The sequence below is a fragment of the Brevundimonas sp. UBA4553 genome, from assembly GCF_002387245.1.
Taxonomy (GTDB): Bacteria; Pseudomonadota; Alphaproteobacteria; order Caulobacterales; family Caulobacteraceae; genus Brevundimonas.
On sequence record NZ_DGLD01000014.1, the window covers coordinates 88261 to 107386 of the forward strand.

The window sequence follows — 19126 nt, forward strand, 5'->3', positions numbered from 1 at the left end:
AAATACGGCTTAGGCCGCGATGCGCTCTGGCGTCCAGACCCGCGTGAAGCGAAGCAGCAGGTCTTCGGCCGCCGAGGGCAGGTCGGCCGAGGCCTCCAGCTTGACGAACAGGTCGCCGGCGGGGCGGCTGCCGCGTGCGGGCAGGCCCAGGCCCTTGAGGCGCAGACGCACCGGCTCGACCATGTCGGGCACCAGCCAGGACGAGCGCAGACCGGCGTGGGTCATGATCTCGATGCGACCGCCGTCGTCCATCATGCGCTGCGGCACCGCCCAGGACATGAACAGATCGCCGCCGAGCACCGACAGGCCGTCGGCGGGCCGGATCAGGACGGGCAGGAAGAGGTCGGCTCCCTCGGCGCCGCCGCGCTTCAACCGGATCTTGTCGCCCGTGCGGACGCCGGGCGGGGCGTGGACCAGAAGAACGCGGGCGCCGACCGCGACGCGAACGCAACCGCCGCTGATCGCCTGCATCGGCGTCAGGGTCAGAAGCGGCGCGGGCGCGGGCGGCTGAACGAAAGGTCTTGCGTTCGTGGGGGCGGGCAGGGCCAGGGTCTGCGCCTGCAGCAGACGATAGGCGGCGATGACGCGGCGGAAGGTCTCGGCGTCGCCGCCGGGCAGGTCCGGCCGCGCCGTCTTGACCGCAGCTCGGAACGCCGCCCTCAGGCTGTCGCCGCCGACGGCGCCGGTCAGACCCAGCAGGGTCCGGGCGTTTTGGAGGGTGAGAGCGTCCGCGCACATGGTCGCCAACCTCGACCGGATATGGTCAAGACCGGGTTAACCCTGGGGCGTTTGGCGCAAATGACACGGCCGAAAATCTGCACGGTGAAGCTTGATGTCGCGGGTTAGTCCACACCTGATGACGTAGAGGAAATGCGGGTGTAGAGATTCGCGCCATGACCCAGTCCGTGATCCCGCCCAGCCCCTCCGTTGAGGATTACGCCGCCCAACTGGCGGCCAACGGCGACGAGAGCATCTTCCAGCGCGACGATCCCTTCGCCCTGTTTGTCGACTGGCTTCAGGCGGCCAAGGCGTCGGAGCCGAACGACGCCAACGCCATGACGCTGGCCACAGTCGACGCGGACGGCCTGCCGGATGCGCGCATGGTCTTGCTGAAGGATGTCGACGCGCGGGGCTTCACCTTCTTCTCCAACCAGGAAAGCGCCAAGGGCGAGCAGTTGTGGGCGCATCCCTCAGCCGCCTTGCTCTTCCACTGGAAGAGCCTGCGCCGACAGGTCCGTATTCGCGGCGTTGTTGAAGCGGTGTCGGAGGCGGAAGCAGACGCCTATTTCGCCAGTCGGGCCCGTGAAAGCCGCATCGGCGCCTGGGCGTCGGATCAGTCGCGCCCGCTGGAAAGCCGAGCCGTTCTGGAAACGCGGGTGGCCGAGCAGACGGCGGGCTTCGCGGATCGGGACGTGCCTCGGCCTGATCGCTGGACCGGCTGGCGGGTAACGCCGCAGCAGATCGAATTCTGGCGTGATCGGCCGTTCCGGCTGCACGATCGCCTTCGCTTTGATCTTCAGGGCGGGGCCTGGACGCGGACACGCCTCTGGCCCTGATCAGGCGGCGTAGCGCGCCAGGAAGGTTTCAACGGCCTCTTCCGCGATGGCGCGCGGCGTTCGTTCAGACACGACGTCCCCCCCGGTGACCAGGGGAACGAAGAAGACGGGGTGCTCGACCATCCCCATCAACTGGCCCGCCGCCCATGAGGGCTTGCTGACCTTCATCTGGCCCTCGGCGGTCATTTCGCTGAGCATGCTCATCAGCACGGCGCCGAAGTCGTTCCGGCCGCGTTCGAAAAAGTGCATGGCGATCGCCTCGAAGCGCGGCCGCTCGGCCAGAACCAGGCGGAAGACCGAACGCACGAAGCTATCGCTCATGAACTCGGCATAGGCGCCGATGAAGGCGTTCAACCGTTCGCGAGGCGTTCCTGACGCCACGGTGACGGCGCCCATGTGGCGGGCGAAGTCTTCCGACGCGTCGTTGATCACGGCTTCGAACAACACGGCCTTGCTGTCGAAGAAGGCGTAGAGCGTGGCCGTCGAGACGCCGGCTTCCCGAGCGATCGGCTCCATTCGGGTGCCGGCGTATCCCTCGTTGATGAAGTGCGACCGCGCCTGCCGCACGATGGCGGCGCGTCTAGGGTCGTCAAGCTCGTGGACCAAGGCGGTCATCGGTGGATACCCCGAAAGCGTAGGGTGACCGTGCCTTCAAATTGCCGTCTTTGCAAGGGGTAACGAGGTTCTGCGACCCGAAATCAACTAATGATGCCAAGCGGCTAGGAGTGGATGGGCCAGAACCGGAGCGGCCAGACGGATGACCGCCTGCGGATCTTCCAGCCGAACCGCCGCCGTCGCGTCGGCGACGATGAAGTCGGCGTGGGTGCGGGAGGGCTCGGTCAGACGCTCATGTCCTGGCCGCACCGTCAGAAGGTATTGGTGGATCACGGATTCCGCCGTACGGCCGCGCTCCGTCTGATCGCGCAGCAGGCGTCGGATGAACCGGATGTCGGCGGGGGTGTCGACGAAGACCTTGATGTCGAACAGGGCGGTCAGGGCCGGGGTGCACAGCACATGGGTGCCCTCAAGGATCACCACTTCGGCCGCAGGGATCGGCTCTCCGCCCGGATCGCGACCGTGATGAATGAAGGAATATAGTGGCGCGACGACAGGTCGGCCCGCCTTCAGTTCGGTCAGGTGTTCAATCAGCAGGCCATGATCGCGCGCGGCTACGTCGTCGAAGTCGTGGGTGTCCGCGTCGAACCCGGGCACGCTTGCGGCGTCCAGATAGTAGGAGTCTTCGCGCATGAGCACCGCCACCCCGGGCGGCAGAGACGTGACCAGGGCCTCGGCCAGGGTGCTCTTGCCGGAGCCGGAGCCCCCGGTGATGGCGATCAGAATGGTCATGGGCGGTCTCCGTGCGGCGGCAGCGCCTTCTAGGCCGCTCGTGCGCGATTGACCATGTCGCCGGCATCACCGGGGTGTCATGGCGCAGGGACGTCGGAACGCGCCGAGGTCCTGCGACCTTGTTTCCCTAACGGCACGTTGCTTATCGCCGTTCACCTAGATAGCGTCGCTGAAAAGCGCCACGTTCTAGAGGGCGCAACACGAGGGAATGCGATGCTGGGTTTGATGCAGGACTGGCCGCTGACGGTCGACAAGATTCTCGATCACGCCAGGAACTGGCACCCGAACCGCGAGGTCGTGACGCGATCGGTCGAGGGGCCGATCGAGCGCACGACCTATGGCGCCATCCACGGGCGGGCCAAGCGGGTGTCGAACGCGCTGAAGGCCTGGGGCGTGCAGCCTGGCGATCGCATCGCCACCTTGGCTTGGAATACCTCCGACCACATCGAGACCTGGTACGGCATCATGGGCATCGGCGCCGTGTGCCACACCCTGAACCCGCGCCTGTTCCCGGAGCAACTGGTCTACATCATCAATCATGCGGGCGACCGCATCATCTTCGTCGACCTGACCTTCGTGCCGCTGCTCGACGCCATTCTGCAGCACTGTCCGTCGGTCGAACGCGTGGTGATCATGACCGACGCCGACCATATGCCGCAGACGAAGCTGCCGGTCGTCGAGTGCTATGAAAGCGTGCTGGAGCAGTCGTCCGAGGACATCGAGTGGGGCGGCTTCGACGAGCAGACCGCCTGCGGCCTCTGCTACACCTCGGGCACGACGGGAAACCCCAAGGGCGTCCTGTATTCGCACCGTTCGAACTTCATCCATACCCTGCTGGGCCTGCAGTCGACGGTTCTCGGGGCCACGCCGAAGGAAGTCATCCTGCCGGTCGTTCCGATGTTCCACGCCAACGCCTGGGGCATCGCGTTCGGCGGACCGGCGGCGGGATCCAAGCTGGTCATGCCCGGTGCGCGCATGGATGGCCCGGCCATCTATGAACTGCTGGAGACCGAAGGGGTCACCTTCTCGGCCGCCGTCCCCACGGTCTGGCAGGGTCTGCTGAACCACCTGCGCGAGAACAAGCTGAAGCTGTCGACCGTGACCCGTGTGCTGATCGGCGGCGCGGCGGTGCCCGAGAGCATGATCCGCGCCTTCCATGACGAGTTCGGCGTCGAGGTGCTGCAGGGCTGGGGCATGACCGAGACCTCGCCCATCGGCACTCTGTCCAACATGACGCCCGAACTGGCCGCCCTGCCGTTCGAGGAGCAACTGAAGTGGCGGGTCAAGCAAGGCACGCCGCCTCTGGGCGTCGAGCTGAAGCTGAAGAACTACGCCGGTCAGGAGATGCCGCACGACGGCTCGACCTACGGCCGCCTGATGATCAAGGGCCCGACCATCGCCCGCGCCTATTTCCGCGACGAAGGCGGCGAGATCCTGGACAACGAGGGCTTCTTCGACACGGGCGACGTCTCGACCATCGACGACCACGGCTTCATGCAGATCACTGATCGGGCCAAGGACGTCATCAAGTCTGGCGGCGAGTGGATCAGCTCCATCGAGATCGAGAACCTGGCCGTCGGCCACCCCAAGGTCGCGCTGGCCGCCGTTATCGGCTCGGCGCACCCGAAATGGGATGAGCGGCCGGTCCTGCTGATCAAGCTGAAAGAGGGCGAGACCGAGGACAAGCAGGAGCACCTCGACTTCCTGGTTGGCAAGATCGCCAAGTGGTGGATGCCCGACGACGTGGTCTTCCTGGCGGACATTCCGCTGGGCGCGACGGGCAAGATCGACAAGAAGCTGCTGCGCGAGCAGATGAAGGATTACCGTCTGCCGACCGCAGGCTGATCTTTCAGGAGGAGCCGTATGGCAGACCCGACCCGGACCCAGGCGCGAACGGCGGACGTTCGTCTGCGGGGGCTGACGCTGGCGGCCTTTGTGGCGCCGCTAGTGGTGCTGGCCGCCGTCTTCGGGACCCGCTTTGGCCTGTGGAGCGCCGGGTTCGGGCTGGAAGTCCTGACGCTGAAGATAGGCCGCATCCTGGCCTTCGCCGGCCTGGCGGCGGCGCTGGTCGCCGTGATTATCGCCTTGAAGGACGTCCGGCGACGGGGGCTTTACGCGGCCGTATCGCTGGCCGTAGCCGGGGCGACCGTGGCTCTGTTCCTGGTCCAGCAGCAGCGTTTTGCGGTCCCGGCGGATAACGACGTGACGACCGACCCCACCGAGGCTCCGGCCTTCTCGCGTGCGGTCCTGGCCATGCGGGGCGGGGCGGGCGCAGGAGGCGGCGGAGCCTCCGTCGCCTGCCCCGATCTTGTTTCGGTTCCGCGTCAGGTGGCGCCGGAAACGGCGGCGGCGGCGCTGTCGGCGGCGGGCTTCACCGTGCGTGGCGCCGCCCCCTTCCGGGCCGACGGCGCTCAGGAAGGGTTCTGGTTCGGCCTGACCTACGACGCCGCCATTCGCATCCGTCCGGGGCGCACCGACGTGCGCGTGGCCCAGCGCGAGGGCGTGAGTGTGGGCGACGAGGCCTGCCGCCTGGCGCAGGCGGTGGTTCAGGGGCTGGCGCCGCAAGGTTGACATTGCCTGGTTCAGCTACGCTCCAGTAAGGTCAGGAAAACCGGGGGGTCAGATGACAGACGCAACGCTGAATGGCGGACCGATCAACGACGGTCTGGGGCCGCTGCACGGGGTCTATCCTGTGAACGAGGAGGCGGGCGAGGTCCTGCGCTTCCAATCGACGCTGCAGCCGAAACAATTTCTGGGCCTCAGTCTGCGCTACGGCCTGCTGAACATCGTCACCCTGACCCTCTACCGGTTCTGGGGAAAGACCGAGGTGCGGCGTCGGGTCTGGCAGGGCGTGCGACTGAACGGCGACGCCTTTGAATACACCGGCCGCGGCAAGGAGCTGTTCATCGGCTTCCTGCTGGCTCTGGTGGCCCTGGGTCTGCCCATGCTGCTGGCGGTGTTCGCTATCCAGTTCGGCGGACCCGCGGCGATCGTGATCCTGTATCCGATCCTCTATCTCGGCCTGTTCTGGCTGTGGGGCTTCGGGCTCTTCACCGCCTTCCGCTACATGGCCAGCCGCACCACCTGGCGCGGCGTGCGCTTTCGGCTGGGCGGGTCGGCGCGGAGCTACGGCTTCAAGTATCTGGGCGCGATCTTCCTCAGCGGCCTGACGATGGGCTGGTTCTGGCCAGTGGCGCATCGCGGGCTGGCCGAGAAGCTGTGGGACGAGCTTCGCTTTGGCGATCGCCGCATCCGCTTTCGCATGGGGCGTGCGGAGAAGGTCAGCGTCTACGGCTGGTACGCCCTGGGCTGGATCGGCACGGCTGTCGGCTATTTCGTCTTCGTCTTCGGCATGGTCGGCCTGTTCGCCGCTCTAGGAATGCTGGACGCGCCTGCGGGGCAGGCGCCCGGGCTGGCCTTCACCCTGGGGCTTTACGGCATGATGCTGCTGCTGGCCCCGTTGTTCCTGTTGATCTGGTCGCCCTATCACGCCGCCATGCTGCGCTCGATCAGCGCCGGGGTGACGCTGGACGGGGCCGGTTTCCATCTGGATGTCCAGCCGATCCCGCTGTGGTGGCTGACGGTCTCGAACATGGCGGTCCTGATGCTGTCACTGGGCTTCCTGACGCCATGGGTTCAAGCCCGGACCGCCCACTTCATGGTGTCGCGGTTGAGTTCGGCGGGGCTGGCGCATCTGGACTTGGCGCGCCAGGCAGGCCGAGGCCCCGGCTCGGGCGAGGGTCTTGCCGACGCCTTCGGCTTCTCAGCCATCTGAACATGCAGGGACGGTTTCACGACGGATTGAGCGCCAGACCCGCGACCGTCGAGGTCGAGTGGGGCGACGACGGTCTGCGCTTCGCCGCCGACGACGGCGAGCCCCGTTTCTGGCCGCGCGACGGTCTGAACGTAACACGCGAGGGCGATCAGGCCCGTCTGTCGCATCCGCTCGAGCCTGACGCCCGCCTGGTGCTGGCCGAAGCCGATTGGATCGCTCTGGGCGGATCGGTCGCGGTGGAGAAGCGGGGCCGAGCGAGGGAGACCCGGCTGGTCATCGGCTTGGCCGCGGCGGGTCTGTCGGTCACGGCCTTTGTCTTCTGGGGCGTGCCGGTATTCGCCGGACCTCTGGCGCGGGCCACGCCGATCCAGATGGAAAAGGACATGGGGCGCAGCTTCGACGCTCAGATGGGGGCGATGTTCCGCCGCTGCGAGGGCGAGGCGGGGCAGGGCGTTCTGGACGAATTGGGCACGCGACTGGCGGTCCAATCCGACACGCCTTTCGACGTCCGCGTGCGGGCGGTTGAAGCCCCCTTCGTCAACGCCTTCGCCCTGCCAGGGGGATCCATACTGGTCACCGACGACCTGATCCGCGAGGCCGAGACGCCAGATGAACTGGCCGCCGTCGTGGCGCACGAGGTCGCCCATATCGAGAAACGCCACGTCATGCAGGCGGTCTGGCGCAGTCTGGGCGTCGGCCTGTTGCTGGACGCCGTGGTGGGCGGCGGGACGGGGGCCGGCCAGCAGGCGGTGCTGCTGGCGGGACAGGCGACCGATCTGCGCTACGGTCGTGACGCCGAGCTGGAGGCGGATCAGCGCGGGCAGGCCCTTCTGGTGGCCGCCGGACTGTCGTCGCAGGGCATGGCGCCCTTTTTTGAACGGATGCACGCCGAGGGCGAGGACAAGCGTTTGACGACGGCCGCCGAGTTCGTCTCTACCCACCCGGATTCCGGACGACGCGCCCAGCGGGCCAGGGATGCGGCCAAGCCGGGAGCGTCTGCTCTTTCGCCGTCCGAATGGGCGGCGGTGCGAGCCAGTTGCGGCGCAGGGTCAAAGGATCCGGTAACGCGCCTCAAGGACCGGCTGCGGCGACGCGGCGACGACGCCTCGGTCCACCAGGGCGACCAGATGCGCCAGGACTGACAGACTGGCCGCCGGCCATAGCCGTTGATCGACAGCCGCGTAGAGCGCCGGGACCATCTGGGCGATGGTCTCGTCGCCCGCCGCCAGCCGCGCCAGCACCTGGGCTTCGCGTTCAAGCCGATGGTGGCGATAGGCTTTAAGGAACGGTGCGACCTGGGTGATGGCTGGACCGTGCGTTGGCCAGATGGTCGAGAAACCGCGAGCCAGCACACGGTCGAGGCTGTCCATGTAGGCGGCCATGTCGCCGTCAGGCGGCGCGACGACGCTGGTGGACCAACCCATGACATGGTCCCCGCTGAACAGGGCGTTCTCTTCGCGCAGGACAAAGGCCATGTGGTTTGACGCGTGCCCGGGGGTCGCCATGGCCTCCAGCGTCCAGTCGTCACCCTCGACCATGTCTCCATCGCTGAGGATAATGTCCGGCGCGAAGTCCGCGTCGTCGTCTTCGTCGAGCGCGGCCGAGGCGTGAACAGTCTTCTGCGGCGGTTTCGCCGCGAGGATGGGCGCCCCCCCGACGGCCTGGGCCAGCCCGCGCGAGAGAGGGGCGTGGTCGCGGTGGGTGTGGGTCACCAGGATATGGCTCACACGTCGACCGTTCAGCGCCCGCACCAGAGCATGCAGGTGGCGCTCGTCATCGGGACCTGGGTCGATGACCGCCACGCCTGCGCCCGGCATGTCGCGTCCGACAATGTAGGTGCCGGTCCCGGTGAAGGTGAAGGGGCCGGGATTGTCCGCGATGACACGCTGAATCAGCGGCGAGACCTGATCGCGGCGGCCATAGGCGAAATCGAACTGTCGGACATAGGGGATCACGGGCGTTCGTCCTGCAAGAGCCGCGGTCGGCGTGGCGCCAACCTTGCGTTCAACGCCTGTAACCTATTCGGGAGCCTTCGCCGTGATCCGAACTGCTGTTTTTTCTGCGCCAAATCGGCTTGCAGCCGTGACCTTCACCATCGCCTGTCTCTTGGCGGCGCAATGGGTGGTGGCGTCCTGCACGCCCGAGCCCGTCGCGCCCTACGCCGCCCGCGCCATGATCGTGCGCTGATCAGAGCGGCACGCGACTAAGATCGTAGCCGGCGGCCAGGGCTTGCTCACGCAGATCGTCGGCGGGAACGCCGCGAGCCCGCTCGGCCATGGCCCAGGTCACGGCAGAGCGCATGCCTGAACGGCAGAACAACAGCGTCGGTTCGCCATCTTCCAGAAACTGCCCGACCCGGTCGACGGTTGCCGGATCTGGCAGGCCGCGCACCGGCGCGTCGAGGAAGGCCAGTCCGGCCGACTCTGCGGCGGCGCCGATTTCGGCGCTGGTCGGCTGGCCCAGATCTTCGTGATCGGGGCGATTGTTCACTACCTTGCGGACGCCGAGGCGCGCTGCCGCGTCAGCCAGGTCTTCAGCCGCGATCTGGCCGGATATCCAGATGCGATCATTCAGGGCGACAGGATCGATCATCTCTATTGTCTCTTTACGCGAACCGCCCGGCTGCGTCCTGCGGTGAGCTGATAGCTGCCCAGGGCCGCGCGGCGCACCCGAATTTCCGTGCCTTCCCGGTTCTGGAACCGAACGGGGCCAGAATCGATCTGACGCCACTCCGAGTTGTCAGCCAGCCGGAAAATCCACTTGCCGTCCGCGCTCTGACTGGCGCTGACGAGAGCGGTTTCAACAGCGTCCAGCTTCTCCTCTTCCGCCCCGCGCGTGAACATTGGCGGGAGCGACGGGAGTTCAAATCCGAATAACTGCCGGCGGGCTTCCTGGATCTGACCGCGTTCGACAACGACAACCTCACCCTGGCGCTCGGCCGTATCCAGATCACCTGCGGCCCGGTCAAAGCAGCTGAGGCGCTCAGCGTCGGACGTGATCTGGCGACAGCGAGCGACCTGTTCCAGCAGTGGAGATCGTGCAACGGTAGAGCTTTGCGCAAATCCGGGGCCGGCAAGGGATGAAATGGCGGCGATCATGACGGATCGCGCGATGATAATGCGCACATTGCTCTCCATGGGAACTAACGCATTGAAGCTGTTCCCTTAATGCCACGCTATGTCCTTTTGAGCCAGACAAGATGGCGTCGAGGGCGCCTCGACGCCGGGTGTCTTACACGCTCCCTTATGACTCAGGCCGCCGTATCGCGCGCCACGGCGCCGGGGTCGTAGTTGAGGATCGGAGCCAGCCAGCGTTCGGCGGTCTCCACGTCCCAGCCCTTGCGAACCGCGTAGTCCTCGATCTGATCCCGATCGATCTTGCCGACGCCGAAGTAGTGGCTGCCCGGATGGCCGAAATAGAGGCCGCTCACCGAGGCTGGAGGCGTCATGGCGTAGCTCTCGGTCAGGGCCATGCCGGCGTTGTTCCCGGCGTCCAGCAGGCGGAATAGCGTCGCCTTTTCAGTGTGGTCGGGCTGGGCCGGATAGCCGGGGGCGGGACGGATGCCCTGATACTTCTCTTCGATCAGGTCCTGCACCGAGGTGGCTTCGTCGGCGGCGTAGCCCCACAGCTCGGTCCGCACCTTCTTGTGCAGGGCTTCGGCGAAGGCTTCGGCCAGGCGGTCGGCCAGGGCCGTGGCCATTATCGAGGAATAGTCGTCGCCGGCATCCTTGAACTTCTTGGCGATTTCCAGTTCGCCATGACCAGCCGTGACGGCGAAGGCGCCGATGTAGTCTTGGCCTTCCCCATTCTTGTTGAGGGGGGCGATGAAGTCGGACATGGCCAGGTTGGGCTTGCCGTTCGATTTCTTGATCTGCTGGCGCAGAGTGTGGAAGCGGGCGATTTCCTCGGCCCGGGTCTCGTCGGCATAGACCGCGATGTCGTCACCCACGGCCTGGGCGGGCCAGAAGCCGACGACGCCTTTCGCCGTGAACCACTTCTCGTCGATGATCCGTTTCAGCATGGCCTGGGCGTCCTTGAACAGGTCCCTGGCCGCCTCGCCGACGATCTCGTCTTCGAGGATCAGCGGGTAGCGCCCGATCAGCTCCCAACTGGCGAAGAAGGGCGTCCAGTCGATGTGGTCGGCCAGATCCTGCAGGTCCCAGGCGTCGAATGAACGCACGCCGAGGAAGGACGGTCTGCCCGCCATGGTGGCGGCCGGATCGGCGTTGAAGCGGTTCTCGCGCGCCTGCTGGAGGGTGGCGCGGGCCTTCACTTCCTGGCCGCGTGCATACTGCTCGCGGATACGAACATACTCGTCGCGGGTGGCCTGCTCGTTCCTGGCCTTTTCGGTCGGCGACAGCAGGCCCGACACCACGCCGACGGCACGGCTGGCGTCGATGACATAGGTTGTGGAGCCCTTGCGATAGCCCGGTTCGATCTTGACCGCCGTGTGGGTGCGGCTGGTCGTGGCGCCCCCGATCAGCAACGGAATGTCGAAGCCGCGCCGCTCCATCTCGCGGGCGACAAAGACCATCTCGTCCAGCGACGGGGTGATCAGGCCGGACAGGCCGACGATGTCGACCTTGTGCTCGACGGCGGCGTCCAGGATGCGGTCGGCTGGGACCATGACGCCCAGGTCGATGACTTCGTAGTTGTTACACTGAAGCACGACGCCGACGATGTTCTTGCCGATGTCGTGGACGTCGCCCTTGACCGTCGCCATCAGGATGCGGCCCGCCTGCTCGCGCGGCTTGCCGGCCTTCTCGGCCTCCATGAAGGGTTCCAGCCAGGCGACGGCCTGCTTCATCACGCGGGCGGACTTGACCACCTGCGGCAGGAACATCTTGCCCGAGCCGAACAGGTCGCCGACCACGTTCATCCCGTCCATCAGCGGACCTTCGATGACGTGCAGCGGCCGTTCGACCGACAGGCGAGCCTCTTCGGTGTCGGCCTCGATGAACTCGGTGATGCCGTGGACCAGGGCGTGGGCGATGCGGGCGGCGACGGGCTGCTCGCGCCATTTCAGATCGACGACGCGCGCCGCGCCTTTCTCGCCCTTGTAGTTGGGCGCCATGTCGACCAGCCGCTCGGTGTTGGAGACGTTGGTCCGCTGCGGCCGATTCAGGATCACGTCCTCGACGGCCTCGCGCAGCACCGGGTCGATGTCGTCATAGACCGGCAGGTCGCCGGCGTTGACGATGCCCATGTCCATGCCGGCGTTGATGGCGTGGTACAGGAAGACGCTGTGGATGGCCCGGCGCACCGGCTCGTTGCCGCGGAAGCTGAACGAGACGTTCGACACCCCGCCCGAGATGCGGGCGTAGGGCAGGGTGGCCTTGATGACCTTGACCGCTTCGATGAAGTCGACGGCGTAGTTATCGTGCTCCTCGATCCCCGTCGCCACGGCGAAGATGTTGGGGTCGAAGATGATGTCCTCGGGCGGGAAGCCGACCTCGTTGACCAGGATGTTGTAGGCGCGGGTGCAGATCTCGATCTTGCGCGCGGCGGTGTCGGCTTGGCCCACCTCGTCGAAGGCCATGACCACGACGGCGGCGCCGTAGCGCAGGCATTTGATCGCGTGCTCGCGGAAGGCGGCTTCACCCTCCTTCATCGAGATCGAGTTGACGATCGGCTTGCCCTGAACGCACTTCAGACCCGCCTCGATGACTTCCCACTTGGAGCTGTCGATCATGACCGGCACGCGGGCGATGTCGGGCTCGGCGGCGATCAGGTTGAGGAAGGTGCGCATGGCGACGGCGCCGTCGAGCAGCCCTTCGTCCATGTTGATGTCGATGACCTGGGCGCCCGCCTCGACCTGCTGACGCGCGACGTCGAGGGCGGCGGTGTAGTCGCCGTCCACCACCAGTTTACGGAACTTGGCCGAGCCGGTGACATTGGTCCGCTCGCCGACGTTGATGAAGATCGGGCGCATCAGGCGTAGGCCACCCATCCGCGCCACGACAGGCCTTGGAAGACCTGCTCGATCTCGCGGAACCCTGCCTCACGCAACAATGCCTCATCGCGTGCAGGGCCGACGCAGTTGAGCTGCGTGCGCACGCGCTCATGCGCCTTGGCCAGAATTTCCGGATCCAGACCACTGTCGCTGGAGAAGCGGATGTAGCGGTCAAAATCGCGGTCGGACGCGGGATCGTTCTTGTCGACGCTGATATGCGCCATGACGAAGGGCGCGCCGGGTTTCAGACGGCTGTGGATGGCCCTGAGCGTCTCCAGTTTCGCACGGTCGTCGGGCACGAAATGCAGGGTCAGCATGCAGGTCGCGGCGTCGAAACGGATGTCCGGAGCGTCGAACACATAGCCTTCGACCCAATCGACCGACGCGGGATCTCCCAGGTAGGCCTTGCCCTGAGCGATCATTTCAGCCGAGGGATCGACGGCGCAGAACCGGCCATCGGGCAGGGCGTCGATCAGGGTCTTCAGCTCCAGACCGCCGCCGCCGCCAACCACCAGCGTGGTCTCGGGCGACGCTTCGCCGATCAGTTGCGCCATGATGCGATGCAGGCCGTCGAAGCCGGGGACGATCTTCTTGGGGCGCTCGGCGTAGGTCCTGACGTGTTCCGGGTCCTTGAACAACTCGGCCATCTTGTCGGTCATCGTCTCGTCCTCACGCCACCAGTTCGAAGGGTTCCAGCCCCGAAAGGCGCATGGCCACGGGGCGTTCGGGGATCTCACGCGGCTTCAGCGGCGCGACCTCTTCGGCGACGTGCTTGATGTGGTCGGGCGTGGTGCCGCAGCAGCCGCCGACGATGTTGACCAGACCGGAGGCGGCCCATTCCTCGATGAAGTGGGCGGTTTCGTGGGGCTGTTCGTCGTACTGGCCCATGGCGTTGGGCAGGCCTGCGTTGGGATAGGCGGCGACCAGGGTGTCAGCCACCCGGCTCAGTTCGGCGATGAAGGGCCGCATCAGGTCGGCGCCCAGGGCGCAGTTGAAGCCGACCGCAAACGGCTTGGCGTGGCGCACGGAGTTCCAGAAGGCCTCGGCGGTCTGGCCCGACAGCGTCCGGCCAGAACGGTCGGTGATGGTGCCGCTGATCCAGATGGGCAGAGGCTCAAGTCCCTCGTCCTCGAGGTCCTTGATGGCCTTGATGCAGGCCTTGCAGTTCAGCGTGTCGGTGATGGTTTCGATCAGATAGAGGTCGACGCCGCCCTCGTTCAGGGCCTTCACCTGATGGCGATAGGCCTCATAGACCTCGTCGAAGGTCACCAGGCGCGCGCCGGGGTCGTTCACGTCCGACGACATGGACAGCATCTTGTTCAGCGGGCCGATGGAGCCCGCGGCGAAGCGCGGCTTGTGCGGCTCCCTAGCGGTCCAGCGGTCGGCGGACGCGCGGGCCAGTCTGGCGCCTTCCAGATTGATGTCCCAGACGGCCTGGGCGTCCAGTTTATAGTCGTCCTGGGCAATGACGGTGGCCGAGAAGGTATTGGTCTCGCTGATGTCCGCGCCTGCACCGAAATACTGGTCGTGCAGGTCGGCGATCACGTCGGGCCGGGTGATGCAGAGGATGTCGTTGTTCCCCTTCATCTGGTCCCTTTCGTCATAGCCGTTCGACGCGACGAAGCGATCGCCGCGGAAATCGACCTCCTCCAGGCCGCGCCGCTGGATCATCACGCCCCAGGAGCCGTCGAGGACCAGAATGCGTTCCTTGGCCGCCGCGTGCAGGGCGGCGATCCGTTCAGGACGGGAAAGCGGAGAAGTCATTTACGCAACAGCCTTGGTTTCACGTACGCCCAGCACCCGGCAGATCGCATAGACCAGCTCGGCGCGGTTCAGGGTGTAGAAGTGGAAGTCCGAGAAGCCCTCTTCCTGCAGTCGCGCGCAGGTCTCGGCGGCGATGGAAGCGGCCAGCAGCTTGCGGGTCTCGGGATCCTCGTCCAACCCGTCGAAGTGGGCCGCCAGCCAGTCGGGGATGGAGGCGCCGCAGGCGGCGCTCATCCGGCTCAGGCCCTTGAAGTTGGACACGGGCATGATGCCGGGGATCAGGGGAATGGTCACGCCCGCCGCCCGCACCCGGTCGCGGAAGCGCAGGAAGGCCTCGATGTCGAAGAAGAACTGGCTGACTGCGCGCGTAGCGCCGGCGTCGACCTTGGCCTTCAGCACATCGATGTCGTGGTCGATCGAGGGGCTTTCCGGGTGGCGTTCGGGATAGACGCCGACGGTGATGTCAAAGCCGCCGACGCTGTTGATGGCCTGGGACAGCTCGGTGGCGTTGGCGTAGCCGTCGGCGCGGGGGACATAGGCGCCGCCGATTCCGTCTCCACCCGGGGGGTCGCCGCGCAGGGCGACGATGTGATCGACTCCAATGGCCTTGTAGCCCTCGATGACTTCATCGACCTCGGCCCGGCTGGCCTCGACGCAGGTCAGGTGGGCGGCGGGGCGCAGGGTGGTCTCGCTGATGATCCGCTGCACGGTGCGGTGCGTCCGCTCGCGCGTCGAACCGCCCGCGCCATAGGTGACCGAGACGAAGGCCGGGTTCAGCGGCTCCAGCCGACGAATGGCGGACCACAGATTGGCCTCGGCTTCATCGGACTTGGGCGGGAAGAACTCGAAGGAGACGTTGACCGCGTTCTGGTTCGAGCCCGCGCGGGCGACGGGACCCAGCGGCGACAGCAGCAGGGCGCGGGCTTCGGCGAGAGAGGAAGGAGCCATCAGGCAGTCTTTCGAGCAGAGGCGGCGGGACGTTCGGCGGCCCAGATGTGGACGGTCAGGCCTTCGGTGTCGGGCGGCAGGGCGATGGGCGCGCTCGCAGTCAGGCCGGCGCTTTCGAGCCAGCCCCGAATTTCCTCGTCGGCGAAGCCCAGCCGACGGTGCTGGTGTTCCTCGCGCAGTTGCTCCAATTGGTGCGGAGCAAAGTCCACGATCAGCAACTTGCCGCCGGGCATGACCAGACGCGCGGCCTCGGTCACGGCGGCGGCGGGATCGGTCAGGTAGTGCAGAACCTGATGCACGATCACCAGATCGGCGCTGGCTTGCGGCAGCCGGGTCGAGAAGATGTCGCCATGGCGCAGCTCGACCTTGTCCAGTCCGGCCCTGGAGACGTTGGCGCGGGCGATGTTCAGCATGTTCTGGCTCAGGTCGAGGCCGACCGACATCTTCGCCTTTTTGCCGAACAGGGTCAGCATCCGGCCTGAACCGGTGCCCAGATCTACGACCCGCTGGAACGGCCCCGGACCGGCCGCCTGCTCGACGGCGGTCTCGACTGCGCTCTCGCAGACATAGAGGCTGCGCATCTGGTCCCACTGTGGCGCGACCTGTTCAAAATAGCGGGCGGCGTCGATGGAGCGCTCCTTGCGCACCTCATCCAGGCGGCGATGGTCGGCCTCGCCCTCAGCGTCGTCCAGCAGGTCGAGCACCGTGTCGATCAGGCGGCGCGACAGGGCGTCATGAGACAGGCGATAGAAGACTCGCGCGCCGTCCGGGAATCGTTCGATCAGGCCGGCGTCCGCCATCAGCTTCAGATGGCGCGACACGCGGGGCTGGCTCTGGTCCAGAACCCGAGACAACTCCATGACCGACAGCTCCTCTGCGGCCAGCAACGACAGCACCCTCAAACGGGTCGGTTCGCCAGCGGCGCGCAGCGCTTCGACGGTCTGGTCAGCAGTAAGAGTCATGGGTCGTATAAAGATATCCTTATACGATTATGCAAGCGAAAACTGACCGCAAGCGCGAGCAATAGGGCGGTCAAGCCGCATGGATCATTCAGCGATCCCTGAAATCGTGCGCTCTAGGTCGCGACGGGCGTTTTCAGCGGTTCGCCCGCGAAATGGGCTGACAGGTTCTGTAACAGCAGCATCAGCATGCCCTGCACCGCCTCGGCCGTGGCGCCGGCCGTGTGGGGCGTCAGGACGGTGTTGGGCACGGTCGCCCAGCGCGGTGCGTCGGTCGGCTCGGTCTCGAAGACGTCCAGCGCAGCGGCCCCAAGCCGCCCGTCGCGCAAGGCGGCGATGACGGCGTCTTCGTCCACCAGTTGACCGCGCGCGACGTTGACCAGCAGGCCGGCGGGGCCGAGCGCCTCGATCACCTCGGCGGAGATCAGCCCGCGATTGGTCTCATCCGCGCGGCAGGCGATGACCAGAATGTCCGAGGCGCGGGCTAGGTTGAGCAGGCTGTCGGCGCGGGGCCAAGCGGCCTCCTTGGCGCGCGGCGCCCACCACTGGACGTTCATGCGCATGACCTCTGCGCGACGAGCGATGGCCTCGCCGATAGCGCCCAGGCCGACGATGCCCAGGGTCTGCCCGCCCATCGACGGGGTGATGGTCTTGGAGGCTGGGGTCCAGCCGCCAGCGCGGACCTGCCGGTCGCCCTCGGCGATCTGACGCCGGGCGGCCAGGATCAGGCCGATGGCGTGGTCGGCCACGTCCTCATGGTTGATGGCGGGGGCGTGGGTGACGGGCAGGCCGCGCGCGCGGCACCACTCCACATCGATGCCGTCATAGCCCGAGGTGAAACAGGCGATCAGCGACAGGTTGGGCAGGCGTTCGATCAGGTCCTTGTCCAGCTCGAATTCGCCCGCCACGACCAGAACGCGCACGTCGTGCGCCGCCTCGATCGGCGGACCCTCCCAGAAGCGATAGACGTCATAGGCGCTTTCGAGGAAGGCGCTGAGCGGTCCGAGGTGCCGCTGCATGATCAGGAGGGCGGGGCGCTGGGTCATGCGGGCAGACTAACCCGGTTCCGCCGGAGCGTCAGCGGCCAAAGAAAAACGGCCCCCCGATCGCTCGGAGGGCCGTTTTCATTCAGATCAGCGTCGGATCAGCGACCGAACTTCTGGTGCTGGATACGCTTCGGAATGATGCTGTCCGCACCCAGGCGGCGCATCTTGTCCTGCTCATAGGCTTCGAAGTTGCCCTCGAACCATTCCACGTGGCCGTCGCCTTCGAAGGCGAGGATGTGGGTGGCCAGACGGTCAAGGAACCAGCGGTCGTGGGAGATGACCACGGCGCAGCCGGCGAACTCCTCCAGGGCCTCTTCGAGGTTCTGCAGGGTTTCGATGTCCAGGTCATTGGTCGGTTCGTCGAGCAGGATCAGATTGCCGCCCGAGGCCAGGGTCTTGGCCAAGTGCACGCGGTTGCGCTCACCGCCGGACAGTTGGCCGACCTTCTTCTGCTGGTCGCCGCCCTTGAAGTTGAACGAACCGACATAGGCGCGGGTGTTGATCTCGCGCTTGCCGACCATCATCACGTCGGTGCCGCCCGAGATGGCCTGCCAGATGGTTTCGTCCGGCTTCAGATCGTCGCGCGACTGGTCGACATAGGCCAGCTTGACCGTTTCGCCGACCTTGATCGTGCCGCCGTCCGGCGTTTCCTGACCGGTGATCAGTTTGAACATGGTCGACTTGCCGGCGCCGTTGGGACCGATGACGCCGACGATGCCGTTGGGCGGCAGCTTGAAGGTCAGGTTGTCGAACAGAGTCTTGTCGCCATAGGACTTCTTCAGGCCCTCGACTTCCAGGACCACGTTGCCGAGACGCGGACCAGGCGGGATCTGGATGTGGGCGTGCGTCTGCGCGCCGCGCATCGATTCCTGCTCGTCGACCATGCGCTCATAGGCGGCCAGACGGGCCTTGGACTTGGCCTGGCGGGCCTTGGCGCCCGAACGGACCCATTCCAGTTCGCGGGTGAGGGCGCGCTGGCGGGCTTCCGATTCCGACTGTTCCTGAACGACGCGCTTCTGCTTGGCTTCCAGCCAGGAGGAGTAGTTGCCCTCGTGCGGGTGGCCCTTGCCGCGGTCCAGTTCCAGCGTCCACTTGGTGACCTGATCCAGGAAGTAGCGGTCGTGGGTCACCAGGATGACGCAGCCCGGGAAGTTCTCCAGGTGATGCTGCAGCCAGGCGACAGATTCGGCGTCCAGGTGGTTGGTCGGTTCGTCCATCAGCAGCATGTCGGGCTTGGACAGCAACAGGCGGGCCAGGGCCACGCGACGCTTCTCACCACCCGACAGGCTGGTGACTTCCCAGTCGTCCGGCGGGCAGCGCAGGGCGCCCATGGCCATTTCGATGCGGCTGTCGATGTCCCAGACGTCGCCGGCGTCGATCTTCTCCTGGAGGGCGGTCATCTCCTCCATCAGTTCGTCGGTGTAGTTTTCGCCCAGTTCGTTGGCGACTTCGTTGAAGCGGTTGACCCACTGCTTCTCTTCGCACCAAGACTCGACGTTCTGGCGAACGTTCAGGCTGTCATCCAGCTTGGGTTCCTGTTCCAGGTAGCCGCGCTTGATGCCGTCGGCGGCGCGGGCTTCTCCCGTGAACTCGGTGTCCAGGCCAGCCATGATCTTCAGCAGGGTCGACTTACCCGAGCCGTTGACCCCGACAACGCCGATCTTGGCGTCGTTGTAGAAGCTCAGCCAGATGTTCTCGAAGATCTTCTTGCCGCCGGGGAAGGTCTTGGTCAGACCCTGCATCTGGAAAATATATTGCTGCGCCATGAGGTGCGGTTT

The 19126-nt window shown here is 66.1% G+C and carries 18 protein-coding genes; 5 read left to right on the forward strand and 13 right to left on the reverse strand.

Annotation, left to right across the window (positions count from 1 at the left end; translation table 11 throughout):
* Window positions 1–9: 9 nt before the first annotated feature.
* Window positions 10–738 carry a DnaJ C-terminal domain-containing protein gene (locus B4A39_RS09915; RefSeq protein WP_292036061.1) on the reverse strand — a complete coding sequence of 243 codons (729 nt, stop codon included), beginning with the start codon at window positions 736–738 and terminating at the stop codon, window positions 10–12.
* Window positions 739–893: 155 nt separating this feature from the next.
* On the opposite strand from B4A39_RS09915, the gene pdxH reads away from it, so the two are divergent.
* Complete coding sequence (gene pdxH / locus B4A39_RS09920) at window positions 894–1556, forward strand: pyridoxamine 5'-phosphate oxidase (protein ID WP_292036064.1); 663 nt, start codon at window positions 894–896, stop codon at window positions 1554–1556.
* On the opposite strand, the gene B4A39_RS09925 is transcribed toward pdxH, so the two are convergent.
* Entirely contained in the window at window positions 1557–2171 is a 615-nt protein-coding gene (locus B4A39_RS09925; protein WP_292036067.1) for a TetR/AcrR family transcriptional regulator, read from the reverse strand.
* An 87-nt stretch (window positions 2172–2258) separates the two neighbouring features.
* On the reverse strand, window positions 2259–2903 hold the full coding sequence (gene udk / locus B4A39_RS09930; protein ID WP_292036070.1) for a uridine kinase: 645 nt from the start codon (window positions 2901–2903) through the stop codon (window positions 2259–2261).
* A gap of 213 nt (window positions 2904–3116) precedes the next feature.
* On the opposite strand from udk, the gene B4A39_RS09935 reads away from it, so the two are divergent.
* The 4 genes from B4A39_RS09935 to B4A39_RS09950 are packed head-to-tail and all read left to right on the forward strand — an operon-like array spanning window position 3117 to window position 7820.
* Window positions 3117–4748, forward strand: a complete 1632-nt coding sequence (locus tag B4A39_RS09935; RefSeq protein WP_292036071.1) for a long-chain-fatty-acid--CoA ligase — start codon at window positions 3117–3119, stop codon at window positions 4746–4748.
* A gap of 18 nt (window positions 4749–4766) precedes the next feature.
* On the forward strand, window positions 4767–5474 hold the full coding sequence (locus tag B4A39_RS09940) for a DUF1499 domain-containing protein (RefSeq protein ID WP_292036073.1): 708 nt from the start codon (window positions 4767–4769) through the stop codon (window positions 5472–5474).
* Window positions 5475–5526: 52 nt separating this feature from the next.
* On the forward strand, window positions 5527–6678 hold the full coding sequence (locus B4A39_RS09945) for a YjgN family protein (protein ID WP_292036075.1): 1152 nt from the start codon (window positions 5527–5529) through the stop codon (window positions 6676–6678).
* Window positions 6679–6704: 26 nt separating this feature from the next.
* Entirely contained in the window at window positions 6705–7820 is a 1116-nt protein-coding gene (locus B4A39_RS09950; protein ID WP_292036077.1) for a M48 family metallopeptidase, read from the forward strand.
* On the opposite strand, the gene B4A39_RS09955 is transcribed toward B4A39_RS09950, so the two are convergent.
* The 10 genes from B4A39_RS09955 to ettA all read right to left on the reverse strand — a co-directional run bounded on the left by B4A39_RS09955 (window position 7728) and on the right by ettA (window position 19114).
* On the reverse strand, window positions 7728–8633 hold the full coding sequence (locus B4A39_RS09955) for an MBL fold metallo-hydrolase (RefSeq protein WP_292036080.1): 906 nt from the start codon (window positions 8631–8633) through the stop codon (window positions 7728–7730). The genes B4A39_RS09950 and B4A39_RS09955 overlap by 93 nt on opposite strands.
* Before the next feature lie 232 nt (window positions 8634–8865).
* The gene (locus tag B4A39_RS09960; protein WP_292036082.1) at window positions 8866–9270 is read right to left on the reverse strand and encodes a TIGR01244 family sulfur transferase; all 405 of its coding nucleotides are present in this window, start codon (window positions 9268–9270) and stop codon (window positions 8866–8868) included.
* Window positions 9271–9272: 2 nt separating this feature from the next.
* A complete protein-coding gene (locus B4A39_RS09965; RefSeq protein WP_292036084.1) occupies window positions 9273–9803 on the reverse strand; it encodes a hypothetical protein in 531 nt (176 codons plus the stop codon).
* 125 nt (window positions 9804–9928) lie between these two features.
* On the reverse strand, window positions 9929–12610 hold the full coding sequence (gene metH, locus B4A39_RS09970; protein ID WP_292036087.1) for a methionine synthase: 2682 nt from the start codon (window positions 12608–12610) through the stop codon (window positions 9929–9931).
* On the reverse strand, window positions 12610–13290 hold the full coding sequence (locus tag B4A39_RS09975; protein ID WP_292036090.1) for a class I SAM-dependent methyltransferase: 681 nt from the start codon (window positions 13288–13290) through the stop codon (window positions 12610–12612). The genes metH and B4A39_RS09975 overlap by 1 nt, the downstream gene beginning before the upstream one ends.
* Before the next feature lie 10 nt (window positions 13291–13300).
* Window positions 13301–14395: a homocysteine S-methyltransferase family protein gene (locus B4A39_RS09980; RefSeq protein WP_292036092.1), complete on the reverse strand. Its 1095-nt coding sequence runs from the start codon at window positions 14393–14395 to the stop codon at window positions 13301–13303.
* Entirely contained in the window at window positions 14396–15343 is a 948-nt protein-coding gene (metF, locus tag B4A39_RS09985; protein ID WP_292036095.1) for a methylenetetrahydrofolate reductase [NAD(P)H], read from the reverse strand.
* The gene (locus B4A39_RS09990) at window positions 15343–16305 is read right to left on the reverse strand and encodes an ArsR/SmtB family transcription factor (RefSeq protein WP_292036098.1); all 963 of its coding nucleotides are present in this window, start codon (window positions 16303–16305) and stop codon (window positions 15343–15345) included. Before B4A39_RS09990 ends, metF begins: the two co-directional genes overlap by 1 nt.
* Before the next feature lie 113 nt (window positions 16306–16418).
* Window positions 16419–17348 (reverse strand): 2-hydroxyacid dehydrogenase, encoded by a 930-nt coding sequence (locus B4A39_RS09995; RefSeq protein WP_292036102.1) that lies wholly within the window; start codon window positions 17346–17348, stop codon window positions 16419–16421.
* A gap of 98 nt (window positions 17349–17446) precedes the next feature.
* Window positions 17447–19114 carry an energy-dependent translational throttle protein EttA gene (gene ettA, locus B4A39_RS10000; RefSeq protein ID WP_292036105.1) on the reverse strand — a complete coding sequence of 556 codons (1668 nt, stop codon included), beginning with the start codon at window positions 19112–19114 and terminating at the stop codon, window positions 17447–17449.
* Window positions 19115–19126: the final 12 nt, after the last annotated feature.